Raw genomic sequence first — 21,122 nt, 5'->3', positions numbered from 1 at the left:
GATGGCTGGAACCGGCCCGCTGCTCAAGGGGCGCTGCGATTCTAGCCATTTTCAGGTGCCTCCATGCGTCACCAGCACGCCGTCATCCATCACCGTGGGCTCGACTTCTGGTCGGCGCGCGCGGCGGTTCTCGTCATCATCTGCCTGCAGCTTCTGGTCATCAACAACCTGTCCTTTGCTCCGCGCTGGGTTGCCCCGACTGTCGAGGCGGCGCTGCTCCTGCCACTCTCGATCGCGACGGCCTGGACGCAGATGCAGACGCGCACCGCAGTCGACCACGAGCATTGGTACGCGATCGGACAACTGCGCCTCTACATCCGCCGCACGGCATTGGTGATGACCGGCGTCATCAGCATCATGAATTGCGGATCGCTGGCTTTCCTGGTGCGGGCCCTGCTGCAAGGGCATGCCGGCGCCGGCACGACGCTGCTCGTCGATGCGCTCAACATCTGGGTCACCAACGTGATCGTCTTCGCGCTGTGGTTCTGGAGCACCGACAGGGGCGGTCCACCGACCTGCGGCCTGGTCAAGCGGGCGCAGGCGGACTTCCTGTTCCCGCAAATGACGCTGCCCGATCGTGAGATCCAGGGCTGGCTGCCGGGCTTCGTCGACTATGTCTTCCTGGCTTTCACCAATGCCACCGCGTTCTCGCCGACCGACACTTTGCCGCTATCGCAGCGCGCGAAGCTGCTGATGATGGCCGAAGCGATGATCTCGCTGTTGACGATCGCGCTGGTGGCCGCGCGTGCCGTGAACATCCTTGCGTAGCTTTATCGGGTTTGGGGTAAGACCGGCCTGACCTGAATCCCGATACAGTTCTCCGAGTTCAGTGGCCGCGCTCCCAGCGCATGCCTGCCAGTCGCGGATCGGCAAAGGCGGCGCGTGAGAATTCGAGCCGCTTGTCTGGAAATTCGCAGATCGCCTGAATGCCGAACGAGCCAATGCGGATGCGCCAGGTCTGCGGCTCCAGCGGCTTTGCCTTGGCAAAGCCCTTGCATGTCAAAAGCGCGATGTTGGCGCCCTTCGGATCGCGCACCGAGCGATAGCGGATCGCCTGCAGCTCGGCCTCGCGCGCGACGTCGGCGATCGCCTGGCAAGCGGCGTAGTCGGTGGCCTGCGTCCAGGCCACCTCGTCGCGATCGAGTGGCGGCCGTGTCAGGTCGATGGCGCTGTCGCATCTGATCGCAGCGGCGAAGGCGGTGTATTCGGCCGCGTCGTTCGGCCATTGCGTCGCCGGCGATTCCGCGAAGAACAGCAGGCGGTAGAAGGCCATTTCGGCCACCGCCGTCAGCACCGTCTCGGCGGCATAATAGACGCCTTTGGTCTTGCCGGCGCGGCGGAAACGCGAGCCGTACGGATAGACGGAGCCGTAGCGAAAGGGCGTCGCCAGCAGATAGTGGAGGTGGCGGCATTCCATCGGGATCCGCGGCTTGGTGCTCTCGATGAGGTCCTCCAGCAGCGCCTGCTCGTCGAGCGTGTCGACGAGCTTGAGGGTCGAGACGCGGTGTTGCGCCTCGACCATTCGCCAGTACTTGCCTTCGAGCCTGACGGCCTCAGACGAGAGCGCGGCGGGAGTCCAGGTAGGCAATGACATCGACAAGTCCGGCAATCGTCAGGATTTTTTCGAGCGGCGCGCCGTCGAGCGCGGTGTTGGGATTCTTCAGCCATGCCCGGGCGACGGTCTCGTCGCCGCCGACGATGGCGTCGAGCGAGCGGAACAGGCGCACGAACAGCACCGCCAGCTCGAACGGCTTGGTGCCGCGTTCAAGCAGGAATTCCTGCTTGCGCATGCGCGAGACCGTCGCTTCCGACACGCCGATGACCAATGCAAGTGTCTTGGCGGTGATGTCGAGCAAGTCGGCCGCGCGCAGCGTGGCTTTGGTGATGACGGCGTTTTCGGCCGCCGTCGCGGCCGCGACTGGACGTTGCATGAGCGCACCCTTCATTTCTGTGGAAAATATAATCCACAAAAATTCATCTGGAAAGGGCCGTGTCAGTCTTTCTTATAGAGCAGCCAGCCCTTGCCGGCCCGATTGGCCGTGGCCGAGTGCCGCGTCACGCGGTTGCGGCCGCCGACCTTGGAGCGATAAAGCGCCCGGTCCGCCTTGGTGTAGAGATCTTCGGGGCTATCCGCCTCCGAGGCCATGCAGACGCCCAGCGATACGGTGACGGTGCCGTAGTTGATGCCGCTCTGACTGCTGGTGAACGGGGTCTGCTCGATCAGCGCCCGGATGCGCTCGGCGATTTCGCAGGTGGCGTCCTCGCTGGCGCCTTCGACGATCAGCGCGAATTCCTCGCCTCCGGTGCGCGCGACGAACATGTCCGGACGCACGCTCGATTGGAAGATTTCGGCGATGATCTGCAGAATCCTGTCGCCGACAGGGTGGCCGTAGCGATCGTTTATGTCCTTGAAATGATCGATGTCGGCTAGGATCAGGGCGTTGAACAGTATGCCGCGATTGCTGTTGTAGATCCGGGTGATCTCCTTGTCGAAGGCGCGGCGGTTCCAGAGCTGGGTCAGCGGATCCGTGTCGGCAAGCCGCTTGTATTCCTCGAGCTTCGACTTGACGCTTTCAAGCTCTGCCGTCTTTTCGTTGAGCGTGCTGGAGATCTGGCGGTTGTGATCGAGCGTCGAATTGGTGGCGGCCGACATGGCTCCGGCAATCTTGTGCAGCAGTTCCTGCGAAAGCAGGCTGCGGTTGCTCAAGCCGCTCGAGGTCTCGTCGAGGATACGGCCGTATTTCTCGATATGCGTGCGTTCGTTGCGCAGCAGCGCGGCTATGTCCTCCAATTCCTTGGCGATCATATCCCGGGCATGCTCGACGATTGCGGGGCCGTGGTGCTGCGGGAAAAAGGCGCGCCCGATGCGGTCGAGATCATCTTGGGTCGGTCGGTTGCTCAGCGAGACGACGGCAACGCTGAGTTCATGATTGCTGCCGCTGAGCGCCTCGTAAAAAATCTCATAGTTGCGCGGCAGACCGAGCACGCCCAGCTGGCGCATCGTCGCCACGACCTGACTGGCAATGTCGGCGTTTCTGTCGGTCGGAATGGCTGCCGGTTGCATATCGTCTTCACTGCCCCTTCAGTGCGACCGGAGACCTGCCACCGCCGGGAGTCGCTCACGCGGGGATTGAATCGGAATTGCGAATGCGACGGCGCGTCCCCTCACGACCTCCGCTTGTGGGAATCATAAATGCAGTTGCGCTAAAGTTTCCTTAATAGCCCACATTTGCTCATTATTGTTGCTACCACAGGCTGTAGCGCGGTGCGGGCGCAGCTTTTGAAACACGTCGCTTCGGTGTCGCATTTGCCTGTGCCCAGTCACTGCAAAACTGAAATTCTATCCGGCAAACGATCGGGAAAGATGATGCCGAAGGAGACCGGAATGGACGACAACCACAGCGGATCGTGCCTGTGCGGGGCGGTGCGTTTCAGGACGAGCGGCCCGTTGCGCGGCGTCGTCTATTGCCATTGCTCGCAGTGCCGTCGGCAAACCGGCCATTTCGTGGCGGCAACCGCCTCCAGGGACGCCGATATCGTCATCGAGGGTGCCGACGCGCTCAGTTGGTACGGCGCCTCCGACGCGGCGAAGCGCGGCTTCTGCCGTACCTGCGGCTCGCTGCTCTTCTGGAAGCACAATGAATTGGACACGATCTCCATCATGGCCGGCTCCTTCGAGAGGCCGAGCGGCCTTTCGGCGGAAAGTCACATCTTCGTCGGCGACAAGGGCGACTACTATTCGATCGAGGACGGGCTGCCGCAGTTCGAAAAATCGACGCCGTCGATAAAGGTCGCGGACGGATGAACTTTGCAGCGGCTGGCTTATTCCCTTGATCCCGCCATTGCGATATCCCCTGCCGGTGACTCGCAAAGGGGCAGAGGCATGCAGCGGCTGATCGATGCTTTCATCAATTCAGTTCGAGCCTTCCGCAAGTTGGCCGCGCACGAAAAGGCATTCCAGCAGGAACTGCTTTTGCTCGCGCTTGCCTTGCCGGCCGGCTGGTTCATTTCGGTCTCCTGGCGCGGCTACGCCGTGCTGCTCGGCGCGGTTCTGCTGTTGATCATGGTCGAAGTCCTCAACACCGGCATCGAGGCAGCCTGCGACGCGATCTCGCGCGAATTTCACATCGAGATCCAGCTTGCCAAGGACTGCGGTTCGCTGGCGGTGCTGATTTCGATCGTGATCGCAGGCGGTGTCTGGGGCATCGCCGTCATCGAGCGTCTCATCGGCGCGCCCATCTGATCGGAACTGCCGGCAGTCAGGATCTTGTCTGATCCTCCCGGGCGCGTTCGCGCGCGGCAAAGTGCCGGCCGACCAGCCAGGCAATAATTGCAACGACGACACCCACACCAAGGGCAATGAGCAGGCGCTCATGCCGCGCAAACGCCTGGCCCACCATCTGCTCCGCGCCCAGGCCGAAGACATAGCCGATGCCGCTGAACAGAGCCGCCCAGACCGCGGAAGAGATGGCATTCAGGATGACGAAACGGGGCATTTGCACCGTCGACAGGCCGGCTGCAATACCGCCGACCAGGCGCATGCCGTAGATGTAGCGGTTGGTCAGAACGAAAATGTTGGGATGGGTGTTGAGCAGACGATAGGCGCGGCTGAAGCCTGGCCGCCGGCGCAGTCTTCTCACATAGGGATGATCGGCGAAGCTGCGGCCGAGTGTGAAGAAGAACGTGTCGCCGGCGAAGGCGCCGAGGAAGGCGGCAAGGAAAGTCTGCCACAGCACGAAGATGTGCTGATGGGCAAAGAAGCCGCCAAGGATCGCGGCACTTTCGCCTTCGGCGACGCAGCCTAGGAAGACCGCGATCAGCCCGTATTGCTCGATGAGGTGGTGGATGGTCTCGTTCATTCTGTCGCGGGCCGCGCCGATAGTTTCTCGTCGATGCGCCTGATCTGCTCGGCCATGCGCAGGATTTCGTCCCGCATACCGATGATCTCGCTGTGGCGCAGCTCGTCGAGCTTTTCATGCAGGGCCATGATCTCGATCTCGGCCTTCAGATTGACCTCATAGTCATGCGCCGCGTCGATGCGGTCGCGCTCAGTCTGGCGGTTTTGCGACATCATGATCACCGGCGCCTGGATCGCCGCAAGCATCGACAGCACAAGGTTGAGGAAGATGAAAGGGTAGGGGTCGAAGGCGTCGCGCGTCAGCAGCCAGGCATTGCCGGCAGTCCAAACAACGAGAAAGGCCAGGAAGGCGAGGATGAACGACCAGGAACCGCCGATCCTTGCGATGCTGTCGGCGACGCGGTCGCCATAGGTCTCGTGGAAGGCGACGGCCTTGTTGGTATCGCGCGTGATGGTGGTGCGCTCGAGCGTCGACTGAAGCACGCGGCTCTCGAGCGGGCCGAGACCTTCCGGCTTTCGCTTGAGCAGGCGGTTCGCCATGTCTTCGACGATCTTGTTCATTGGTCCTCTCCTTCAGCAGAGCATCGATAGACGTAGAGGCTGCCGGGCCGAAGGTGAAGTGATAGATTGCGGCAAACAGGCGAGGACGACGATGCTCGATTTCAAGAAAATCCATGCGCGGGCGGCAAAGCGCAAGGGCGGCGAGGCGGTGCTGGCGCCGCTGCTTGGGCCTAAGCCCGACAACCTGGCAGTTGCGAAAATCCCCGACGATCGCATTCTCTCCACCATGGCCGAGCGCATTTTCGCCGCCGGCTTCGTGTGGCGCGTCATCGAGCAGAAATGGCCGGGTTTCGAGGAAGCGTTCCTCGGCTTCGAGCCGAAGCGGCTGTTGTTTCAGCCGGACGACTTCTGGCACGAACTAGCCTCGGACAGCCGCATCGTGCGCAATCCGCAGAAGATCAAATCGGTGCGCGACAATGCCGCTTTCGTCGATCGCGTCTCGAAGGAGCACGGCAGCTTCGGCAAGTTCATCGCCGGGTGGCCAGCGGACGACCAGGTCGGCCTGACGGCCTACCTCGCCAAGCATGGTAGCCGGCTGGGCGGCAACACCGGCCAGTATTTCCTGCGCTGGCTGGAATGGGATACGTTCGTCGTCTCCACCGACATGGCTGCGGCCTTGCGCGATGCCGGCCTCGATATCGCCGAAAACCCGACCTCGAAGCGGGACCTCGACAAGATTCAGGCGCAGATCAACCAATGGTCGGCCGAAGCCGGCCTGCCGCGTCGCCACATCTCGCGCATTCTGGCGATGTCGATCGGCGAGAACCGCTCGGCGGAGGCACTGCGCGAGTATATGGGCGACTAGGTTCAACCGCTGGGATCGACACCACTGTCGATCGATCGACATTCGTCGATTGATTGATCGGAATTGGTATAAGCAATCGCCATTGCGGGCCGATTTCGGTCACGCTACATCCACTACATGGCCAACACCGCTCCCGACATCCTGCGCATTGCCGTCGCCCAGCTCAACCCGACCGTCGGCGACGTTGCCGGCAATTTGGCAAAAGCGCGAGAGGCGAGGGCGGATGCGGCGCGACAGGGCGCCGATCTGGTGCTTTACACCGAGCTTTTCCTCGCCGGTTATCCGCCGGAAGACCTGGTGCTGAAGCCTTCCTTCCTGAAGGCTTGCGAGAAGGCGGCCGAGGATTTTGCGAAGGATACGGCCGATGGCGGGCCAGGCGTCATCATCGGCACACCACTGAAGCGCCGGAGCGGCACGCACAATTCCATCGTCTTCGCCGATGGCGGCAAGATCATCGCGGAACGCTACAAGCTCGATCTGCCGAACTACGGCGAGTTCGACGAGAAGCGCGTCTTCCAGGCCGGGCCGGAACTGCAGGGTCCGGTCAATTTCCGCGGCGTGCGCATCGGCATTCCGATCTGCGAGGACATCTGGGGCGATGTCGCCGTCTGCGAGACGCTGGCCGAAAGCGGCGCCGAGATTCTTTTGGTGCCGAACGGCTCGCCCTATTACCGCGCCAAGATCGACGTCCGGCATCAGGTCGTGATCAGGCAGGTCATCGAAACCGGCCTGCCGATGATCTACGCCAACCAGCTCGGCGGCCAGGACGAGCTGATCTTCGACGGCGCTTCTTTCGCCATAGGGGCAGACAAGACGCTCGCCTTCCAGATGAGCCAGTTCGAGGACGCGGTCGACGTCACCACCTGGAAGCGCAAAGGCGATCATTGGGTCTGCTCGGAAGGCCCGATGTCGAAGGTCCCCGAGCGCGAGGAGGCCGACTATCGCGCCTGCATGCTGGGCCTGCGAGACTACGTCAACAAGAACGGTTTCAAGAATGTGGTGCTTGGCCTTTCCGGCGGCATCGACTCGGCGATCTGCGCGGCCTTGGCCGTCGATGCGCTCGGCGAGGAGCGGCTGCGCACCGTCATGATGCCTTACCGCTACACGTCGAAGGATTCGCTGAAGGATGCCGAGGATTGCGCGCGCGCCCTTGGCTGCCGCTACGACATCGTGCCGATCTCCGAGCCGGTCGAAGGCTTCAGGCATGCGCTGACGCAGCTCTTCGAGGGCACCCAGGAAGGCATCACCGAGGAAAACCTACAAAGCCGGGCGCGCGGCACCATCCTGATGGCTATCTCGAACAAGTTCGGCTCGATGGTCGTCACCACCGGCAACAAGAGCGAGATGTCGGTCGGCTACGCCACGCTCTATGGCGACATGAATGGCGGCTTCAATCCGATCAAGGACCTCTACAAGATGCAGGTGTACGCCCTGTCGCGCTGGCGCAACGCGCATGTGCCGCCGGGCGCGCTCGGACCCGCTGGAGAGGTGATCCCGAAGAGCATCATCGACAAGGCGCCGTCGGCGGAGTTGCGCGAAAACCAGACCGACCAGGATTCGCTGCCGCCTTATCCGGTCCTGGACGATATTCTCGAGTGCCTGGTCGAGAACGAGATGAGCGTCGACGACATCGTCGCGCGCGGCCACGACCGGGCGACCGTAGCTCGCGTCGAGCACCTGCTCTACATCGCCGAATACAAGCGCAGGCAGGCGGCGCCCGGGGTGAAGATCACGCGGAAGAATTTCGGCCGCGACCGCCGCTATCCGATCACCAACCGGTTCCGCGACCGCTAGCGCTTCGTTTTGAAATAGTTCCGGACGGAAACCCGTGCACATTTTTCCTGGAATTGCTCGGGATTGCGGCGGCCGGGCGTGCAACCCGCCGTTGTTGCAAATTCGTCGCAGTGCTTGGGCCAGATGTCGTTTTGGCGGTGGGCCGGCTTGGCGATCGGCTGACGCCTCCCTATAAGAACCACTCCGCGATTCCCTTCCGGGAGGACCGTATGGCAGGATTTGACATCGTTATGCGAGGCCGCGAAGCCTAGGTCTGCTTAGGCTTTCCGAAGATCTGTCGGAGAGCCAGACGCAAGGGCAGGCTTTTGCCGCTGCCGGTCGCCACCTTCGGGCGAGCGGCCTACCCATACTGAACCTCCCGTTTTCCAAGGCGCCTTAAGGCCAGACGCGGGTTTTCCAATTTGACTTTACCGGGACCGGGCTCGTTCGCGCCCGGATGACATCATGGCTCGTTTCAAGATCGACCTGCGCGCCGGCGCCTTTCGCAGCGTGCTCGGCTTTACCTTCAGCCACTGGCGCCACCAGCCGTGGCGGCTTTCTCTCATCATGGGCGCATTCCTGCTCTCGACGCTGGCCGACGTGCTGACACCCTTCTATTCCGGTCGGCTGGTCGACGCGGTCGCCAGCGGCGCCGGGACCGACGCGGTCGCCTGGAATGCGGCGATGACGGCGTTCTCGATCCTGATGGCGCTGGCGCTGGCCGGCGTCGTGCTGCGCAATGTCGCTTTCCTGTGGATCGTCGAGCTGACGCTGAAGATGATGTCGGACATCGCCGCCGATGCGTTCCATCGGGTGCAGCGTTTCTCGACGGACTGGCACGCCAACAGCTTCGCCGGATCGACGGTGCGCAAGATAACGCGCGGCATGTGGGCGCTGGACCTGCTCAACGACACGATCCTGATCGCGCTGCTGCCGTCGGTCGTCATGCTTGTCGGTTCGACGCTGCTGCTCGGCTGGTTCTGGCCGCTGATGGGAGCGGTCGTGGCCGCCGGCTCGGTGCTGTTCATCACGGTCACGGCGATGCTGTCGCTCGGCTATGTCGCGCCTGCGGCCCGGCTCGCCAACAGTTGGGACACGCGGCTGGGTGGCTCGCTGGCCGACGCGGTGAGCTGCAACGCCGTCGTCAAGGGCTTCGGCGCCGAGGCCCGCGAGGAGGCGCGGCTGGCGCGCGTCGTGGCCAAATGGCGTCTGCGCACCGGCCGCACCTGGATGCGCGGCACCGCCAACGGCACGACGCAAGGGGTGCTGCTGCTCGTGATGCGCGCGGCAGTGATCGGCCTTGCGCTCATGTTGTGGGCATGGGGCGAGGCGAGCGCCGGCGATGTCGCTTTCGTGCTGACCTCGTTCTTCGTGCTGCAGGGCTATCTGCGCGACATCGGCACGCATATCCGCAACCTGCAGCGCTCGATCAACGACATGGAGGAACTGGTCGACTTCCAGTCCGAGCCGCTCGGCATCGAGGACCGGCTCGGCGCCAAGCAGATCCGGATCACCGAAGGGCGTATCGCTTTCGACAAGGTGACGTTCCACTACGGCAATCACCGGCTGCCGCTCTATCGCGATTTCTCGGTCGATATCGCGGCGGGTGAACGCATCGGACTGGTGGGGCATTCGGGCTCGGGCAAGACGACCTTCGTCAAGCTGATCCAGCGCCTCTATGACGTGAATGCGGGGCGGATCCTGATCGACGGGCAGGATATCTCGAAGGTCGAGCAGGCGTCGCTGCGCGGCCAGATCGCCATCGTCCAGCAGGAACCGATCCTGTTCCACCGCTCGCTGGCCGAGAACATCGCCTATGCAAGGCCGGGGGCCAGCCAGGCCGACATCGAGCATGCGGCGAAGCTCGCCAGCGCGCACGACTTCATCGCCAACCTGCCCAAGGGCTATGGAACCCTGGTCGGCGAGCGCGGCGTGAAGCTGTCGGGTGGCGAGCGTCAGCGCGTGGCGATCGCGCGTGCTTTCCTCGCCGATGCGCGCGTCCTGATCCTGGACGAGGCGACATCGAGCCTCGATTCGGAATCGGAAGTGCTGATCCAGAAGGCGATGGAGCGGCTGATGGTGGGGCGCACGACGCTGGTTATCGCGCACCGGCTTTCGACGGTGCGGGCGCTCGACCGGCTGCTGGTCTTCGATCGCGGCCGTATCGCCGAGGAAGGTTCGCATGACGAACTGATCCGGCTCAATGGCGGCATCTACCGTCGGCTGTTCGAGCGTCAGGCGCTCGAATTGACCAAAGGACTTGTCGGCTGATCAAGGACAGCGCCCGGCCTCGGCCGGGCGCCGTCAGTTGCCCGGCGCCGCCTTTGTCTTCTCTTGCAAGGCGCAACTCGAACTGCCCTTGAAGTCCGCAATTGCAACCGTGCTCGCGTCATAAGGCAAGAGTGATGCAACGTGATGTTCAAATTCCTTTCTACTTGGTGATTTCTTGAGTCCTTTCACTCACGTCGCCGGTAAAGATAAAGTGTTCAAAGCAGCGTCTGGCGTGTATTTACAGAAAAGCAAACCGGATATGGTAGACGCGGCCCGTTGGAGATTTTGTTTTATAGCGATGCCGATCGGAAGTGGTCTCCATGGGAGGCCGCAGGATTCGCCCATCGGCAGACAGCCTCGTATAGGCATTCACAATGGACCTTGATTCCTCAAATGCCGGTCCACAAAAGATCACTGCGCCGCCGGTCGTGGACTCTCAGCACGGCTCTGTTCGGCCGCTCACGACCGAGGATCTGGAGAATGTCGCCGCACTCTTCCTGACGAAGTTTCGCCATCGTCGCCACCACCGCGATCGCGCGATTGCGCGGACGGCGCAATATATGCGTGAGCTTTATCTTGACGGCGGCGAGAGCAAGGCTCTCGTCCAGATCAACCCGCAGGGCCGTCTGGGTGGGTTCATGGGCGTTCTGAAGGCCCGCTATGAGCTCAACGGAACGGCATTGAATGCGGCCATCATCGGCCCCTTCATGACCGACTCCAACACCGATCACGGTTGGGCCGGGCCGCAATTGCTGCGTACCCTGCATCAAGGCGAATACGATCTATACCTGACTGACTCGGCCAACCGAACATCCTTGGCCTTCGCGCGCCCTATGAAGTATCAGCTGTTGCCGGTTCATTGTCTGGAATGGACCTGTGTTTTCCGGCCGGGCGCCATGGCCGCCGCCATGTTGCACCGCAAATGGCCTGGACTGCCTCGCCTGGCGCTCGATCCCTGCGCGCGAGCATTCGACGCCCTTGCAGGGAGAAGGTCCGAACTCCCGGCCCAGCATTCGTCATCACATCGGGTCCATCGCGAGCCGATCGACGCCGCGCAGTTCGCGGAGCGGCTCCCGATGCTTATGTCCGATTATGCTCTTCGACCGAGCTGGAAGGATGGCGAGTTGCCGCGGCTGCTCGCGCTGGCGGCCGAGAAGCGGGCCGACGGGCCGCTTCATTTCGGCGGGATTTGCGACGACGCCGGCAAGATGCTTGGGTGCTATGCCTTTTACGGTCAAGCCGGGGGCGTTGCGAACCTGTTGCAAATCCAGGGGTCCGGATCCCATTGGGGCGCCACGCTCGATGCTCTTATCGCGGCTGCGCGGGAGATGGGCTGCGTGGGCATCGTGGGGCAGACGCAGAGCCGATTGATGCCCCAGCTCTTCAGCCACCAGCGTGTGTTCTTCCGTTATGCCGGGGGCACGATGGTCCGCTCGCGCATCGCCGAAGTCGCGGAAGCGGTTCGCTCCGGCGACATCTTCATCGGCGGATTGATGGGCGACCGCTGGACCCGGCTCAGCTCCGACGATTTCGGCCGCGTCTGACGACCGCCGAGCCGATTTAAGTCTTTGTTTTCATGCAATTTCGGACGGAAGCCAGGGCGAATCCGCCGTGCCCAACTGCCACATATTTTCCTGGAATTGCCTTGAATCAGGCGAATTTATGCGGCGCGGCGCAGAAGCCGGCGATGATCTGGCAAAGGTCCGGCTCGTTCAGCATTTGAACGGCCTCGGTCGCGCCGACCCATTTGCGCGTTCGCGCGCGCTTCTCTTTCCAGCGGTCGGCGACGCGGTCGACATGCAGCGGAAAGACCAGCACTTCGCAAGGCACTTCCTCGCCGGAGGCGAGGACCTTGGCATAGAAATAGCGGCCGGCTTCAAGATGCGAGACCTTGCCGCGCAACCCGGCTTCCTCGCCCGCTTCACGTGCCGCGGCCTCGCAAAGCGCCTCCCTGGCCTCCGGCCAACCCTTGGGCAGCACCCAGCGTCCGGTGTCGCGACTGGTGATCAGCATGATCTCGACGCCGCTTTCGCCTTCACGCCAGGGCAAGGCGGCAACCTGCAGGCGACATGGTGCCGTGCCGAAAAGTCTTCTGACTCTTTCGGTCATAGCGCTATATGTTGCAGGCCTCGTCAACATTGAAGAAAGCTGCCCCCAGCCTCCAGAATCGTTTGCCACCTTATGAATCTTACGGCGAATTATGAGCTTTAAAAGTAAAAAACTTCACTCCGTCGGAAAATCCCACCAGAAAAAGTCAGCTCGCAAGTAGTTGCAGCCATTGGCGTGATTGGACGACACGCCTTCGAGGCAGATTGTTTGGAAAATGTGACGGCCGCTCAGCCGGGGTGATCGTCCGCGATCGGCTTCTGGTAAGTGAAGCCCATGTCCCAGGGAAAGTAGATCCAGGTGTCCTGGCTGACCTCGGTAACGAATGTGTCGACCAGCGGGCGGCCCTTCGGCTTGGCATAGACGGTCGCGAAATGCGCCTTCGGCATCATGGCGCGCACGATACCGGCGGTCTTGCCGGTATCGGTCAGGTCGTCGATGATGAGCACGCCGGCCCCGTCGTCGGCGAGCAGCGGCGGCGAAATTTCCTTTAGAACCTGCAACTGCCCCTGGCTGGTGTAGTCATGATAGGAGGCGACGCACACCGTCTCGATGACCCGGATGCCGAGCTCGCGCGCTATGATGGCCGCCGGCACCAGGCCGCCACGGGTGATGCAGACGATCGCTTTCCACTGTCCCTTGTTGGCGCCGGAAAGCCGCCAGGACAGCGCGCGGGCGTCGCGATGGAACTGGTCCCAGGACACGGGAAAGGCTTTTTCAGGAAGGGACATGGTTCGCGCACTCCGCAAGCGCGCGCCGCGGCGCGCAAAATCAATGGAATGCAGGCGGAATTAGCCGGAAAGCGCCAGCCTTGGCAAGGGCCGGGGCTGGCGATGGCTGTGGACTCAGCGCGTTGAAAGCGACGGGGTCTACTAACGTGACAGGAAAGCCGCCACGTTGGTCGTGCGCAGCACCGTGCGGGTGACGCCGCCAAACAGGAGCTGGCGCAGCCAGGAGTGGCTGTAGGCGCCAAGCACCAGAAGATCGGCGCCGGACTCGGTTATGCGGGCCTGAATGATGTCGTCGACCGAGGATCCATCCGATTTCTGCACGCAGACGCTGACATTGGCGCCGTGGCGCGAGAGCGCCGCGGCGATCTCGGCGCCAGCCGCTTCCGGCGATTCATCCAGCGTTTCCGGCGGGTCGATGACGAGAATGTCCGTCTTGTCGGCCTCGGCGATGAAGGGCAGGGCGTCGAATGCGGCGCGAGCCGCCTCCTTGCTGCCGTTCCAGGCAAGCAGCACGCGCCTGAAGGTCGTGACCAGCGGGCCGGCATGGGGCACGACCAGCACCGGCCTGCCGGCATCGTAAACCAGCGTGTCGACATCGGCGCTCGGGTCGCCGCCGGTGTCTCGCTGCGCTGCGATGATCAGATCGGCGGCGCGCACGCTCGACAGGCCGGTCAGCGCGCTGTCGCCCGAGAAGCTCTCCAGGCTCCGCCATTCGAAGGACAGGCCGGATTCCTCGATCCGCTTCAGGAAATATGCCTGCAGCTTGTCGGCGCGTTCTTTGTTCATCTCGGCCGAGACCTGCAGGAATTCGGTATCCGGGAAGCCGGTGGCGGATGTGTAAGGGACGGGCAGCGCCTCGGCATGGATGCCGACGAGATGGCTTTCGAACCGGTCGGCAAGCGGAAGGGCGCAGTCGAGTACGCGCTCGGCGTCCTGTTCGTTCTGCAAGATGGCGACGATTGTCTTGAAGCGCATGACGTCCCCTCAAATCTGTCGGCGCACGCGCGCCTCCGGCCTCGGATGGCCGGTCAGCCAGAAACGTCGGTAAGCCCGATCTGGTTCCGGAGATCAGCCCGCCGTGGCGAATTCCGCCACCATCGCCTCGACGTCCTTGCGCGCGGCCTCGAGGGCGTCCTCGCTGCGGGCGCGGACGACGAGCTCGGTCCAGAACTTCCCGTCGCCATATTTCGGATAAGAGCCGATGATGGTGTCGGGATGCGCCTTCTGGATGTCGGCCAGCGGTGCGCCGATCAGGCCTTCGCCGAACGGGCAATGCACGGTTGCCGACAGCATTTTCGTGCCAGCCTTGAGCGTCGGCACGACATTGTCGAGCATCGCCTGGAAGATCGAGGGCACGCCGGCCATGACGTGGACGTTGCCGATACGGAAGCCCGGCGCGACGGAGACGGGGTTGTCGATATGGTCGGAGCCGCGCGGCATGCGCGCCATGCGCTTGCGCGCTTCGGTGAATTCGATGCCGCGTGCCGCATAGCTTGCTTCGAGCAGCGCATAGGCCTTGGCGTCGTATTCGCAGGGCACGCCGAAGGCCTTGGCCATGGAATCGGCGGTGATGTCGTCATGCGTGGGGCCGATGCCGCCGGTCGTGAAGACGTAGGTGTAGCGGACGCGCACGGCATTCACAGCGGCAACGATCTCGTCCTCCTCGTCGGGGACGATGCGCACTTCCTTCAGGTCGATACCGATCGCCGTCATGATGTCGGCGAGGTGGCCGATATTCTTGTCCTTGGTGCGGCCGGAGAGGATTTCGTCGCCGATGACGAGCATGGCGGCGGTGACGATTTCAGGCATGGCGGGCTCCGGCATTGGTCGCCTGAGATAACGCGGGCCGCGCCCGGCCGCAATGCGAAAGCCGGATGCGCGCTTGTGACCGCGGCCGTTGCGGATATGGTGCGGTCGGTCGGAGCCCGGATGAAGACATGCTGATATCGATTGTCTTGTGGCTGTTCGCCGGCCCGCTGCTTGCGATCGCCCTTGTGTTGCTTGCCCTGATGCTCGCGACCTGGCGGATCGCCGCGAAAGCCGAAAGGCTGGTGCCGGCTTGCGGTAAATTCGTCGAGATCGACGGCAACCGCATCCACTATGTCGAAGAGGGCGAAGGCCGGCCGATTGTCTTTGTGCACGGGCTGGGTGCCCAGCTCCATCATTTCCGCCACATGCTGTTCGGGCGCTTCGGCGCTGGCTATCAGCTGATCGCGCTCGACCGGCCAGGCTCCGGTTATTCGGTTCGCGCAAGCGGCGCGACCGGCCGGCTGCCCGAACAGGCGGAAATCGTGCGGCGCTTCATCGAGGAACTGCGCCTGGAGCGGCCCCTGATCGTCGGCCATTCGCTCGGCGGAGCGGTCGCGCTTGCGCTGGCGACGGAGCATCCGGCCGCGATTTCCGGTGTGGCGCTGCTCTCGCCGCTGACGCATCTGGAAGCGAGGGGGCGTCAAAGGTTCGATCTGCTCCATGTACCGTCACGACTGCTGCGCCGCGTTCTGGCTCATACGGTGGCGATACCGCTGAGCCTTCGTTACGCGCAACCGACAATGAGATTCATTTTCGCGCCTCAGATGGTTCCCGCGGACTATATGATCGCTGGTGGCGGATGGCTCGGGCTGCGCCCATCTCACTATTTCGCCACGTCCACCGACGTCGTGGCGGTGGAGCGGGATCTTGGTCGCATCGAAGAGCGTTACGGCGAGATCGAGATGCCGGCGGGAATTCTGTTCGGCAGCGCCGACCGTGTCATTGGCGAGGCGGTCCACGGCGAGCCGATGCTGGATAAGATCCCGGGGCTCGACTTCGAGCGGGTCGAGGGCCTCGGCCACATGCCGCAATTCGTCGAAGTCGAACGGGTCGTCGCCTTCATCCAACGCATCGCCGCCCGCGCCTTCGCGGGCGTGAACTGAGTTTCGGCGAGAGTTGCGCGGTTCTACCCGGTATCGGGCCTTCGCCGGCTCACAGTCCCGTCACACAAACGTGTCGAATGCCTTGGTTCATCGTGATTTTCCGACCGGAACCTTGCGTTGAACCTAGGGTTTCATTCGGGTCGCCGACCCCAAGCGGTGACGAACCAGAATGGAGACTCCAATGCTTAGAAAAATTATATCAGCTTCGGCGCTCGTGTTGGCCACGAGTGGCGCGGCGATGGCGCAGTCGTCGAACGACTGGTCATGGTGGCACAGTGACCGCTCAACGTCGAGCGAGCGGCCGATCGATCGGACCACCACAGGCAGCATTGCGGGAGGCGACGCTTCCGGCCTCAATACCCTGGGCAATACCGGCGCTCTGGGTCCATGCGCGTCGAACACGCCCGGACCGGACGCCAATGCCGACGGGAACGTCAACGACCAGTATTGCGGAAAGTAACCTCAGCGCCCGCCAGCGGCCGGCATGAAGGCTCGGGCATGATCGGTCGCGGCGCGGGCAAAAATCAGTCGGAGACTTCGGTCTGCGGCCGGTCACGGCCATCAGCCAGTTCGTCGTGCCACTTACCGTCAGCGTCCTCATATTGGATGCCGTCGGTGGCGCCGGCGACCTGCTGCTCGGCCGAAGCGATTTCGGCCGCGCGCAACGCGTCCTGATGCGTTCGGAAGGTCTCCGAAAACGTCGAGCCCACCTTGTAGGCCCAGCCGCCATCGTGCTCGACGATCTTGTAAGTCAGCTTCGCCATGAAATCCTCCGGTTGAGAAGTCCGCTCAGTGCAGCTTTGCGTCGGGCAGCCTGTCTTCGGGAACCAGAACTTCCGATTCCCTGGCTGCCTCGACAAGGGCGCGACGCGCGTCCGCTGTCGAACGATAACCTTCCAGCGCTTTGAGGCAAGTGTCGAGCGCATCACGATGACGCTCGCCGCGATTGAGCGGCCAAACGGTCATCAGGCACTCGGCGGCCTCGCGGGTGCTGTTTATGTGGCGATATTTGCCGACATGGCCGAGCTCGACCACCACCGGCTTTTCAAAGGGCTTGTTGTCCATCATGGCCGCAACGTAAAACGGCCAAATTGGTTGCAGTTGTGGCGAGGATCCTGCGCCCAAACGTCTCAGGAGCCCGCCGATCTTCAGGTTTTGTTTTGACGCAATTCCGGACGGAAAATCCTGTCACACTTTGCCTGAAATTGCTCTAGCCGGCGGCCTTCATCCAATGCCGCATCGTCGTCACGGAACGCGCCAGCTGCGGCGCGGGGTGGATTTCCTCACCGAAGGTCGCCGCCGCGCGCCAGCCCCAGCGCGGGTCGGCGAGGAAAGCGCGCGCCAGCGCCACCATGTCGGCGCGACCATCGGCGACGATCGCCTCGGCCTGGCTCGGGTCGTCGATCAATCCCACGGCGCGCGTAGGGATGCCGGCGCCCTTGCGCACGGCCTCCGCCAGATGCACCTGGTAGCCGGGACCGGGTGGCACCTGCTGGAGGGGTGAATTGCCGCCGCTGGAGCAGCAGAGATAGGCGACGCCCTCGGCCTTCAATGCCTTGGCCACCTCGATCGCGTCCTCCACGTCGAAACCGCCATCGACCCATTCCTTCACCGAAAGGCGCGCCCCCAGCATCATGGTCGGGGCGGCCTTCCGCACGGCCCGAGCGATTTCGAGCGCGAAGCGCATGCGGTTTTCGAGGGACCCGCCCCAGCGGTCCGTCCGCTGATTGGAGAGCGGCGAGAGGAACTGGAAGATCAGATAGCCATGCGCGGCGTGCAGTTCGGCAAAGTCGAAGCCGGCGCGTTCGGCGCGCACGGCCGCCCGCGCAAAACGCTCGATGAGCTGCAGGATTTCATCGTCCTCCAACGCATGCGGCACGTTCCAGCCCGTGTCATAGGCAATGGCCGAGGCCGAAACCGTTTGCCAGGGATCTTCGCCAGGCTGCAACGGACCGCCGCCTTCCCAGGGTTTCCTGTTGGAGGCCTTGCGGCCGGCATGGGCAAGCTGGATGCCGAACCTCGTGCCGGGCGCGGCGACGCGCCTGGCGGCGTCGAGCGTGCGCCTGGCGGCCGCCTCGTTGTCGTCCGAATAAAGGCCGAGGCAGCCATGCGAGATGCGTCCGCGCCGCTCGACATCGGTCATCTCGACGGTAACCATGCCGGCGCCCGACATTGCCAGGTTCATCCAGTGATGGAGATGCCAGTCGCTGGCCGAGCCGTCCTGGGCCGAATACTGGCACATGGGGGCGACCGCGATGCGGTTGGGGAAGGTGAGACCGCCGAGGGTGATCGGCTGGAAAAGCGATGACGTCATGAAACGGGCTCCCGGGAGAGATACCGCTATCTAGTCAGCCGCGGCTCGTCGCGCCAGACGCGAGTCCGTTGAAACTCCGGTTGGACCAGTCGGTTTCCAGGATTGCGCAGGCCATCTTTCGCCATTACCCCTTTTGCGGCCAATCGGGAGGTCGTCATGGAAGATCGCGTTCGCATCCGTTCGGAAGAGGTTCTCTCGGACGACTGGGCGGTGCTGAAGAAGACAGTGCTCGACTATCGCCGTCGCGACGGGCAATGGGAGACGCAGACTCGCCAGACCTACGATCGCGGCGACGGCGCGGTGATCCTGCCGTTCGATCCGCAGCGCCAGACCGTGCTCCTGGTGCGGCAGTTCCGCTTCCCGGCCTATGTCACCGGCCATCGAGAGCCTCTGATCGAGGCCTGCGCCGGCCTGCTCGACGAGAACGACCCCGAAACCGCCATCCTGAAGGAAGCGGAAGAGGAACTCGGCTACCACCTGAAAGATATCGAGCGGCTGTTTTCGCCCTATATGAGCCCCGGCAGCGTGACCGAGCGGCTGTGGTTCTTCGTCGCGCGCTATTCGCCGGCCGACCGGATCTCGGCCGGCGGTGGGGCTCCCGAAGAGGGCGAGGACATCGAGGTTCTGGAAATACCGCTGGACGAAGCACTGGCCGCCATCGGCGACGGGCGGATCATCGACGCCAAGACCATCATCCTGATCCAGCATTTGAAGCTCAATCCGATCAGAGCCTGAGCCTAGCTTCGATCGGGATGGTTCTCCTTCGCTTGTGGCTTCGGAGGACACTGCCTTCGTCTAACGAGCTTCCGGTGGCCTGCCCCCAAGCTTGAAGAGCGAAGGGTGGTGCGGACGACGGGAATCGAACCCGTACGATCAGAGATCGAGGGATTTTAAGTCCCTTGCGTCTACCAATTCCGCCACGTCCGCGCGCCGCGATTGAGGCATGCCCCAGACAAGGGCCAATTGCAACCATCAGTGCGGCGCGGCAATCAGTGCTGAGCTTGGACGCGCTGGAGTCGTGAAATCGAGAGACACGTCGTGGTGTCGCAATGTCTCTCGCCCGCGCGCCGCGCAAAGAAACGACTTCTCGAGACCGACGTCAGTCGGCTCTCGCGAGAGATGCCAGTCGGCGAACCTGGGCCTGCTAATTCCACGAGACCCTTACAAGGCCCTGGAAGTTCTCGACCTGGTCCGCAGTTTTCATCAGCGCGATTCTGTATGCGCTCTTGTTGGCCAAACCGTCCCAGACAAAGAATATGACAGCCGCGGCAGCGATCAGAAGGATCGGTCGCATCGGAACCTCCCTCATAGTCCCCGTACCCGCGGAGCTATTATGATCCTGCTGGCTCTCAAATACAAGCAAATGCTAATATATTGACCTGCCAGTTTCGAGCGCGAGCGGCATCGCCGACGGCTGACCAGATCCATCGTCGCGCGTGCAAATTCAATATTAGTGATGTGTAAAATGCAAAGCTCGCCAAACCGCTCTCATTAGCCTTTGTCTGTCAGCATCGAGCCGGCTTTGATGGTGGAACCATGCGTGGGCCAGGCTGGATCCGGGGGCTGCGGGAGGAGGAGGCGCGGCGGCTGCGCCGCGAGATCGATCGGCTCGAGCTCGATCTGATCAAGGCCGCCAATTCGAAGGCCAAATGCAACCTGCACGAGGTCGCGCACACGCTGCGCTGGCAAAAGGCACGGCTGCAACGGCTGGAGGAGTGCCTGGCCGCGATGCCCGCGGGAAAGGCAGGTTCGGGCCAATCCTGACGGGCTGATGGGTGATGCGTGTCCGCCGTGTCCGGTTTCGGCGGGGTAGGGCGGCCGGAAAATGGCGCGATCGCGGAATTACGGCCAGCCGTGGGATCGCTAGGGTTCGGCACGCGGCGGATCGATCCGCCGAGGCCGGCGTCAATCAGGCCCCTACCCATTCCCCCGCCCCCTGCGGGCGCCGGCCGCCTGATTTCCAAGAGCAATATGGGACAAGCTTCGGCATTGCCGCGACAGGGGCAAGGCTTCAGAATTTGTAGCTGAAATTCACGCCGAGCGTCTGCAGCTTCACGTCCTGGTCGCGGTCGGTGAAGGTGTCCGAAGCATCGAAATGCTCCTTGCCGAAATCATAGTAGCGGTACTGAGCGCCGACGACGACATTGTTGGTCAACGCATAGTCGACACCGGCGCCAAGCGTCCAGCCGGTGCTGGTGCCGGTTCGGGCAAAGGCCGTGCCTGCCGTCTGCGAGGTCTCGATGCCGGCGAATGCGACGCCGCCAATGCCATAGAGCAGCATGCGATCCATGGCGTAGCCTGCCTTGGCATTGATCGATCCGAACCATTTGACGTCTGTGCCGAATGTGTTTGCCGGACCGGCATCGGCGGAGCCGTCGATCGAGGCGTAGTTGAGATCGGCCTCGGCGCCGAGCACGGCCTGATCGAACTGCCAGAGCCCCGCGACATGGCCGCCGACGAAACCGCCGTCGATGTCGGGCTTGACCGAACCGCCATCGACGGTGATGTCGGACCGGCCCCAGCCATAACCGGCCTGCATGCCGGCATAGTAGCCGGTCCAGTCGAAGCCAGGCGCGGTCATCGGCAGATCGGTGCCCATGTCCGCCGCCCAGGCAGACCCGGACAGCAGGGCAAGAAAGCCGGCACTGGCGAGCGTCGATCGACGCATCGAGCACTCCGAAATGGCGGTTCCGAAAGACTCCTTTGCGCAAACTAGTCTCATTCGCCGTGAAACGGAATTGCATTTATGCAACAGTGGTTTACGACCTGACGCCATCTGTGCCGTCTCGAA

Annotated in this window: 24 protein-coding genes and 1 tRNA gene; 11 read left to right on the top strand and 14 right to left on the bottom strand. The window is 62.9% G+C overall.

From position 1 onward, the window contains the following. Positions 1-63: 63 nt before the first annotated feature. On the top strand, positions 64-768 hold the full coding sequence (locus DPM33_RS17225; protein WP_112098634.1) for a hypothetical protein: 705 nt from the start codon (positions 64-66) through the stop codon (positions 766-768). Positions 769-826: 58 nt separating this feature from the next. On the opposite strand, the gene DPM33_RS17220 is transcribed toward DPM33_RS17225, so the two are convergent. The 3 genes from DPM33_RS17220 to DPM33_RS17210 form a co-directional block, all read right to left on the bottom strand. After that, entirely contained in the window at positions 827-1,594 is a 768-nt protein-coding gene (locus tag DPM33_RS17220; RefSeq protein ID WP_112098633.1) for an RES family NAD+ phosphorylase, read from the bottom strand. Continuing rightward, a complete protein-coding gene (locus tag DPM33_RS17215) occupies positions 1,554-1,931 on the bottom strand; it encodes an antitoxin Xre/MbcA/ParS toxin-binding domain-containing protein (protein WP_112098632.1) in 378 nt (125 codons plus the stop codon). The genes DPM33_RS17220 and DPM33_RS17215 overlap by 41 nt, the downstream gene beginning before the upstream one ends. A 62-nt stretch (positions 1,932-1,993) precedes the next feature. Next, positions 1,994-3,064, bottom strand: coding sequence for a GGDEF domain-containing protein (locus tag DPM33_RS17210; RefSeq protein ID WP_112098631.1), 1,071 nt, complete (start codon positions 3,062-3,064; stop codon positions 1,994-1,996). A gap of 321 nt (positions 3,065-3,385) precedes the next feature. Here DPM33_RS17210 and DPM33_RS17205 point away from each other — a divergent pair, with 321 nt between their 5' ends. Beyond that, positions 3,386-3,805, top strand: a complete 420-nt coding sequence (locus DPM33_RS17205) for a GFA family protein (RefSeq protein WP_112098670.1) — start codon at positions 3,386-3,388, stop codon at positions 3,803-3,805. A gap of 78 nt (positions 3,806-3,883) precedes the next feature. Further along, entirely contained in the window at positions 3,884-4,243 is a 360-nt protein-coding gene (locus DPM33_RS17200; RefSeq protein ID WP_112098630.1) for a diacylglycerol kinase, read from the top strand. 16 nt (positions 4,244-4,259) lie between these two features. Here DPM33_RS17200 and DPM33_RS17195 read toward each other — a convergent pair whose 3' ends face one another. Then, positions 4,260-4,859 (bottom strand): DedA family protein, encoded by a 600-nt coding sequence (locus tag DPM33_RS17195; RefSeq protein ID WP_112098629.1) that lies wholly within the window; start codon positions 4,857-4,859, stop codon positions 4,260-4,262. Further along, positions 4,856-5,419 (bottom strand): DUF1003 domain-containing protein, encoded by a 564-nt coding sequence (locus DPM33_RS17190; RefSeq protein WP_112098628.1) that lies wholly within the window; start codon positions 5,417-5,419, stop codon positions 4,856-4,858. The genes DPM33_RS17195 and DPM33_RS17190 overlap by 4 nt, the downstream gene beginning before the upstream one ends. A gap of 91 nt (positions 5,420-5,510) precedes the next feature. Between DPM33_RS17190 and DPM33_RS17185 the strand changes: the two genes are divergently transcribed. The 4 genes from DPM33_RS17185 (at position 5,511) to DPM33_RS17170 (ending at position 11,812) form a co-directional block, all read left to right on the top strand. Next, a complete protein-coding gene (locus DPM33_RS17185) occupies positions 5,511-6,224 on the top strand; it encodes a DNA-3-methyladenine glycosylase I (protein ID WP_112098627.1) in 714 nt (237 codons plus the stop codon). A gap of 117 nt (positions 6,225-6,341) precedes the next feature. Then, on the top strand, positions 6,342-8,018 hold the full coding sequence (locus tag DPM33_RS17180; protein WP_112098626.1) for an NAD+ synthase: 1,677 nt from the start codon (positions 6,342-6,344) through the stop codon (positions 8,016-8,018). A gap of 444 nt (positions 8,019-8,462) precedes the next feature. Continuing rightward, positions 8,463-10,268, top strand: a complete 1,806-nt coding sequence (locus tag DPM33_RS17175; protein WP_112098625.1) for an ABC transporter ATP-binding protein — start codon at positions 8,463-8,465, stop codon at positions 10,266-10,268. Between the two features lie 374 nt (positions 10,269-10,642). Then, positions 10,643-11,812, top strand: coding sequence for a hypothetical protein (locus tag DPM33_RS17170; protein WP_112098624.1), 1,170 nt, complete (start codon positions 10,643-10,645; stop codon positions 11,810-11,812). Between the two features lie 106 nt (positions 11,813-11,918). Here the strand turns inward: DPM33_RS17170 and DPM33_RS17165 are convergent, their stop codons facing one another. The 4 genes from DPM33_RS17165 to DPM33_RS17150 form a co-directional block, all read right to left on the bottom strand. Continuing rightward, on the bottom strand, positions 11,919-12,407 hold the full coding sequence (locus DPM33_RS17165) for an NUDIX hydrolase (protein ID WP_112098623.1): 489 nt from the start codon (positions 12,405-12,407) through the stop codon (positions 11,919-11,921). 197 nt (positions 12,408-12,604) lie between these two features. After that, positions 12,605-13,105, bottom strand: a complete 501-nt coding sequence (gene gpt, locus DPM33_RS17160) for a xanthine phosphoribosyltransferase (protein ID WP_112098622.1) — start codon at positions 13,103-13,105, stop codon at positions 12,605-12,607. 141 nt (positions 13,106-13,246) lie between these two features. Continuing rightward, positions 13,247-14,080 (bottom strand): universal stress protein, encoded by an 834-nt coding sequence (locus tag DPM33_RS17155; RefSeq protein ID WP_112098621.1) that lies wholly within the window; start codon positions 14,078-14,080, stop codon positions 13,247-13,249. A gap of 93 nt (positions 14,081-14,173) precedes the next feature. After that, complete coding sequence (locus DPM33_RS17150) at positions 14,174-14,914, bottom strand: competence/damage-inducible protein A (RefSeq protein ID WP_112098669.1); 741 nt, start codon at positions 14,912-14,914, stop codon at positions 14,174-14,176. A 128-nt stretch (positions 14,915-15,042) separates the two neighbouring features. On the opposite strand from DPM33_RS17150, the gene DPM33_RS17145 reads away from it, so the two are divergent. Next, the gene (locus DPM33_RS17145) at positions 15,043-16,017 is read left to right on the top strand and encodes an alpha/beta fold hydrolase (protein ID WP_112098620.1); all 975 of its coding nucleotides are present in this window, start codon (positions 15,043-15,045) and stop codon (positions 16,015-16,017) included. Positions 16,018-16,198: 181 nt separating this feature from the next. Continuing rightward, complete coding sequence (locus tag DPM33_RS17140) at positions 16,199-16,477, top strand: hypothetical protein (protein ID WP_112098619.1); 279 nt, start codon at positions 16,199-16,201, stop codon at positions 16,475-16,477. A 64-nt stretch (positions 16,478-16,541) separates the two neighbouring features. On the opposite strand, the gene DPM33_RS17135 is transcribed toward DPM33_RS17140, so the two are convergent. The 3 genes from DPM33_RS17135 to DPM33_RS17125 form a co-directional block, all read right to left on the bottom strand. Further along, on the bottom strand, positions 16,542-16,781 hold the full coding sequence (locus DPM33_RS17135; protein ID WP_027045573.1) for a DUF2188 domain-containing protein: 240 nt from the start codon (positions 16,779-16,781) through the stop codon (positions 16,542-16,544). Positions 16,782-16,806: 25 nt separating this feature from the next. Continuing rightward, a complete protein-coding gene (locus tag DPM33_RS17130; RefSeq protein WP_112098618.1) occupies positions 16,807-17,085 on the bottom strand; it encodes a DUF982 domain-containing protein in 279 nt (92 codons plus the stop codon). A gap of 142 nt (positions 17,086-17,227) precedes the next feature. Then, positions 17,228-18,331, bottom strand: a complete 1,104-nt coding sequence (locus tag DPM33_RS17125; RefSeq protein ID WP_112098617.1) for an NADH:flavin oxidoreductase/NADH oxidase — start codon at positions 18,329-18,331, stop codon at positions 17,228-17,230. Positions 18,332-18,487: 156 nt separating this feature from the next. Between DPM33_RS17125 and DPM33_RS17120 the strand changes: the two genes are divergently transcribed. After that, positions 18,488-19,066 carry an NUDIX domain-containing protein gene (locus tag DPM33_RS17120; RefSeq protein WP_112098616.1) on the top strand — a complete coding sequence of 193 codons (579 nt, stop codon included), beginning with the start codon at positions 18,488-18,490 and terminating at the stop codon, positions 19,064-19,066. A gap of 106 nt (positions 19,067-19,172) precedes the next feature. On the opposite strand, the gene DPM33_RS17115 is transcribed toward DPM33_RS17120, so the two are convergent. After that, a tRNA-Leu gene (locus DPM33_RS17115) sits at positions 19,173-19,258 on the bottom strand. Between the two features lie 609 nt (positions 19,259-19,867). Between DPM33_RS17115 and DPM33_RS17105 the strand changes: the two genes are divergently transcribed. After that, positions 19,868-20,095: a hypothetical protein gene (locus tag DPM33_RS17105; RefSeq protein ID WP_112098614.1), complete on the top strand. Its 228-nt coding sequence runs from the start codon at positions 19,868-19,870 to the stop codon at positions 20,093-20,095. 247 nt (positions 20,096-20,342) lie between these two features. Here the strand turns inward: DPM33_RS17105 and DPM33_RS17100 are convergent, their stop codons facing one another. After that, a complete protein-coding gene (locus DPM33_RS17100; RefSeq protein ID WP_112098613.1) occupies positions 20,343-20,999 on the bottom strand; it encodes an outer membrane protein in 657 nt (218 codons plus the stop codon). Between the last annotated feature and the right edge of the window lie 123 nt (positions 21,000-21,122).

Source organism: Mesorhizobium hawassense (assembly GCF_003289945.1).
GTDB classification, from domain to species: domain Bacteria; phylum Pseudomonadota; class Alphaproteobacteria; order Rhizobiales; family Rhizobiaceae; genus Mesorhizobium; species Mesorhizobium hawassense.
Note: the sequence above shows the minus strand (reverse complement) of the source record. Positions and strands in the feature narration are given on the sequence as shown.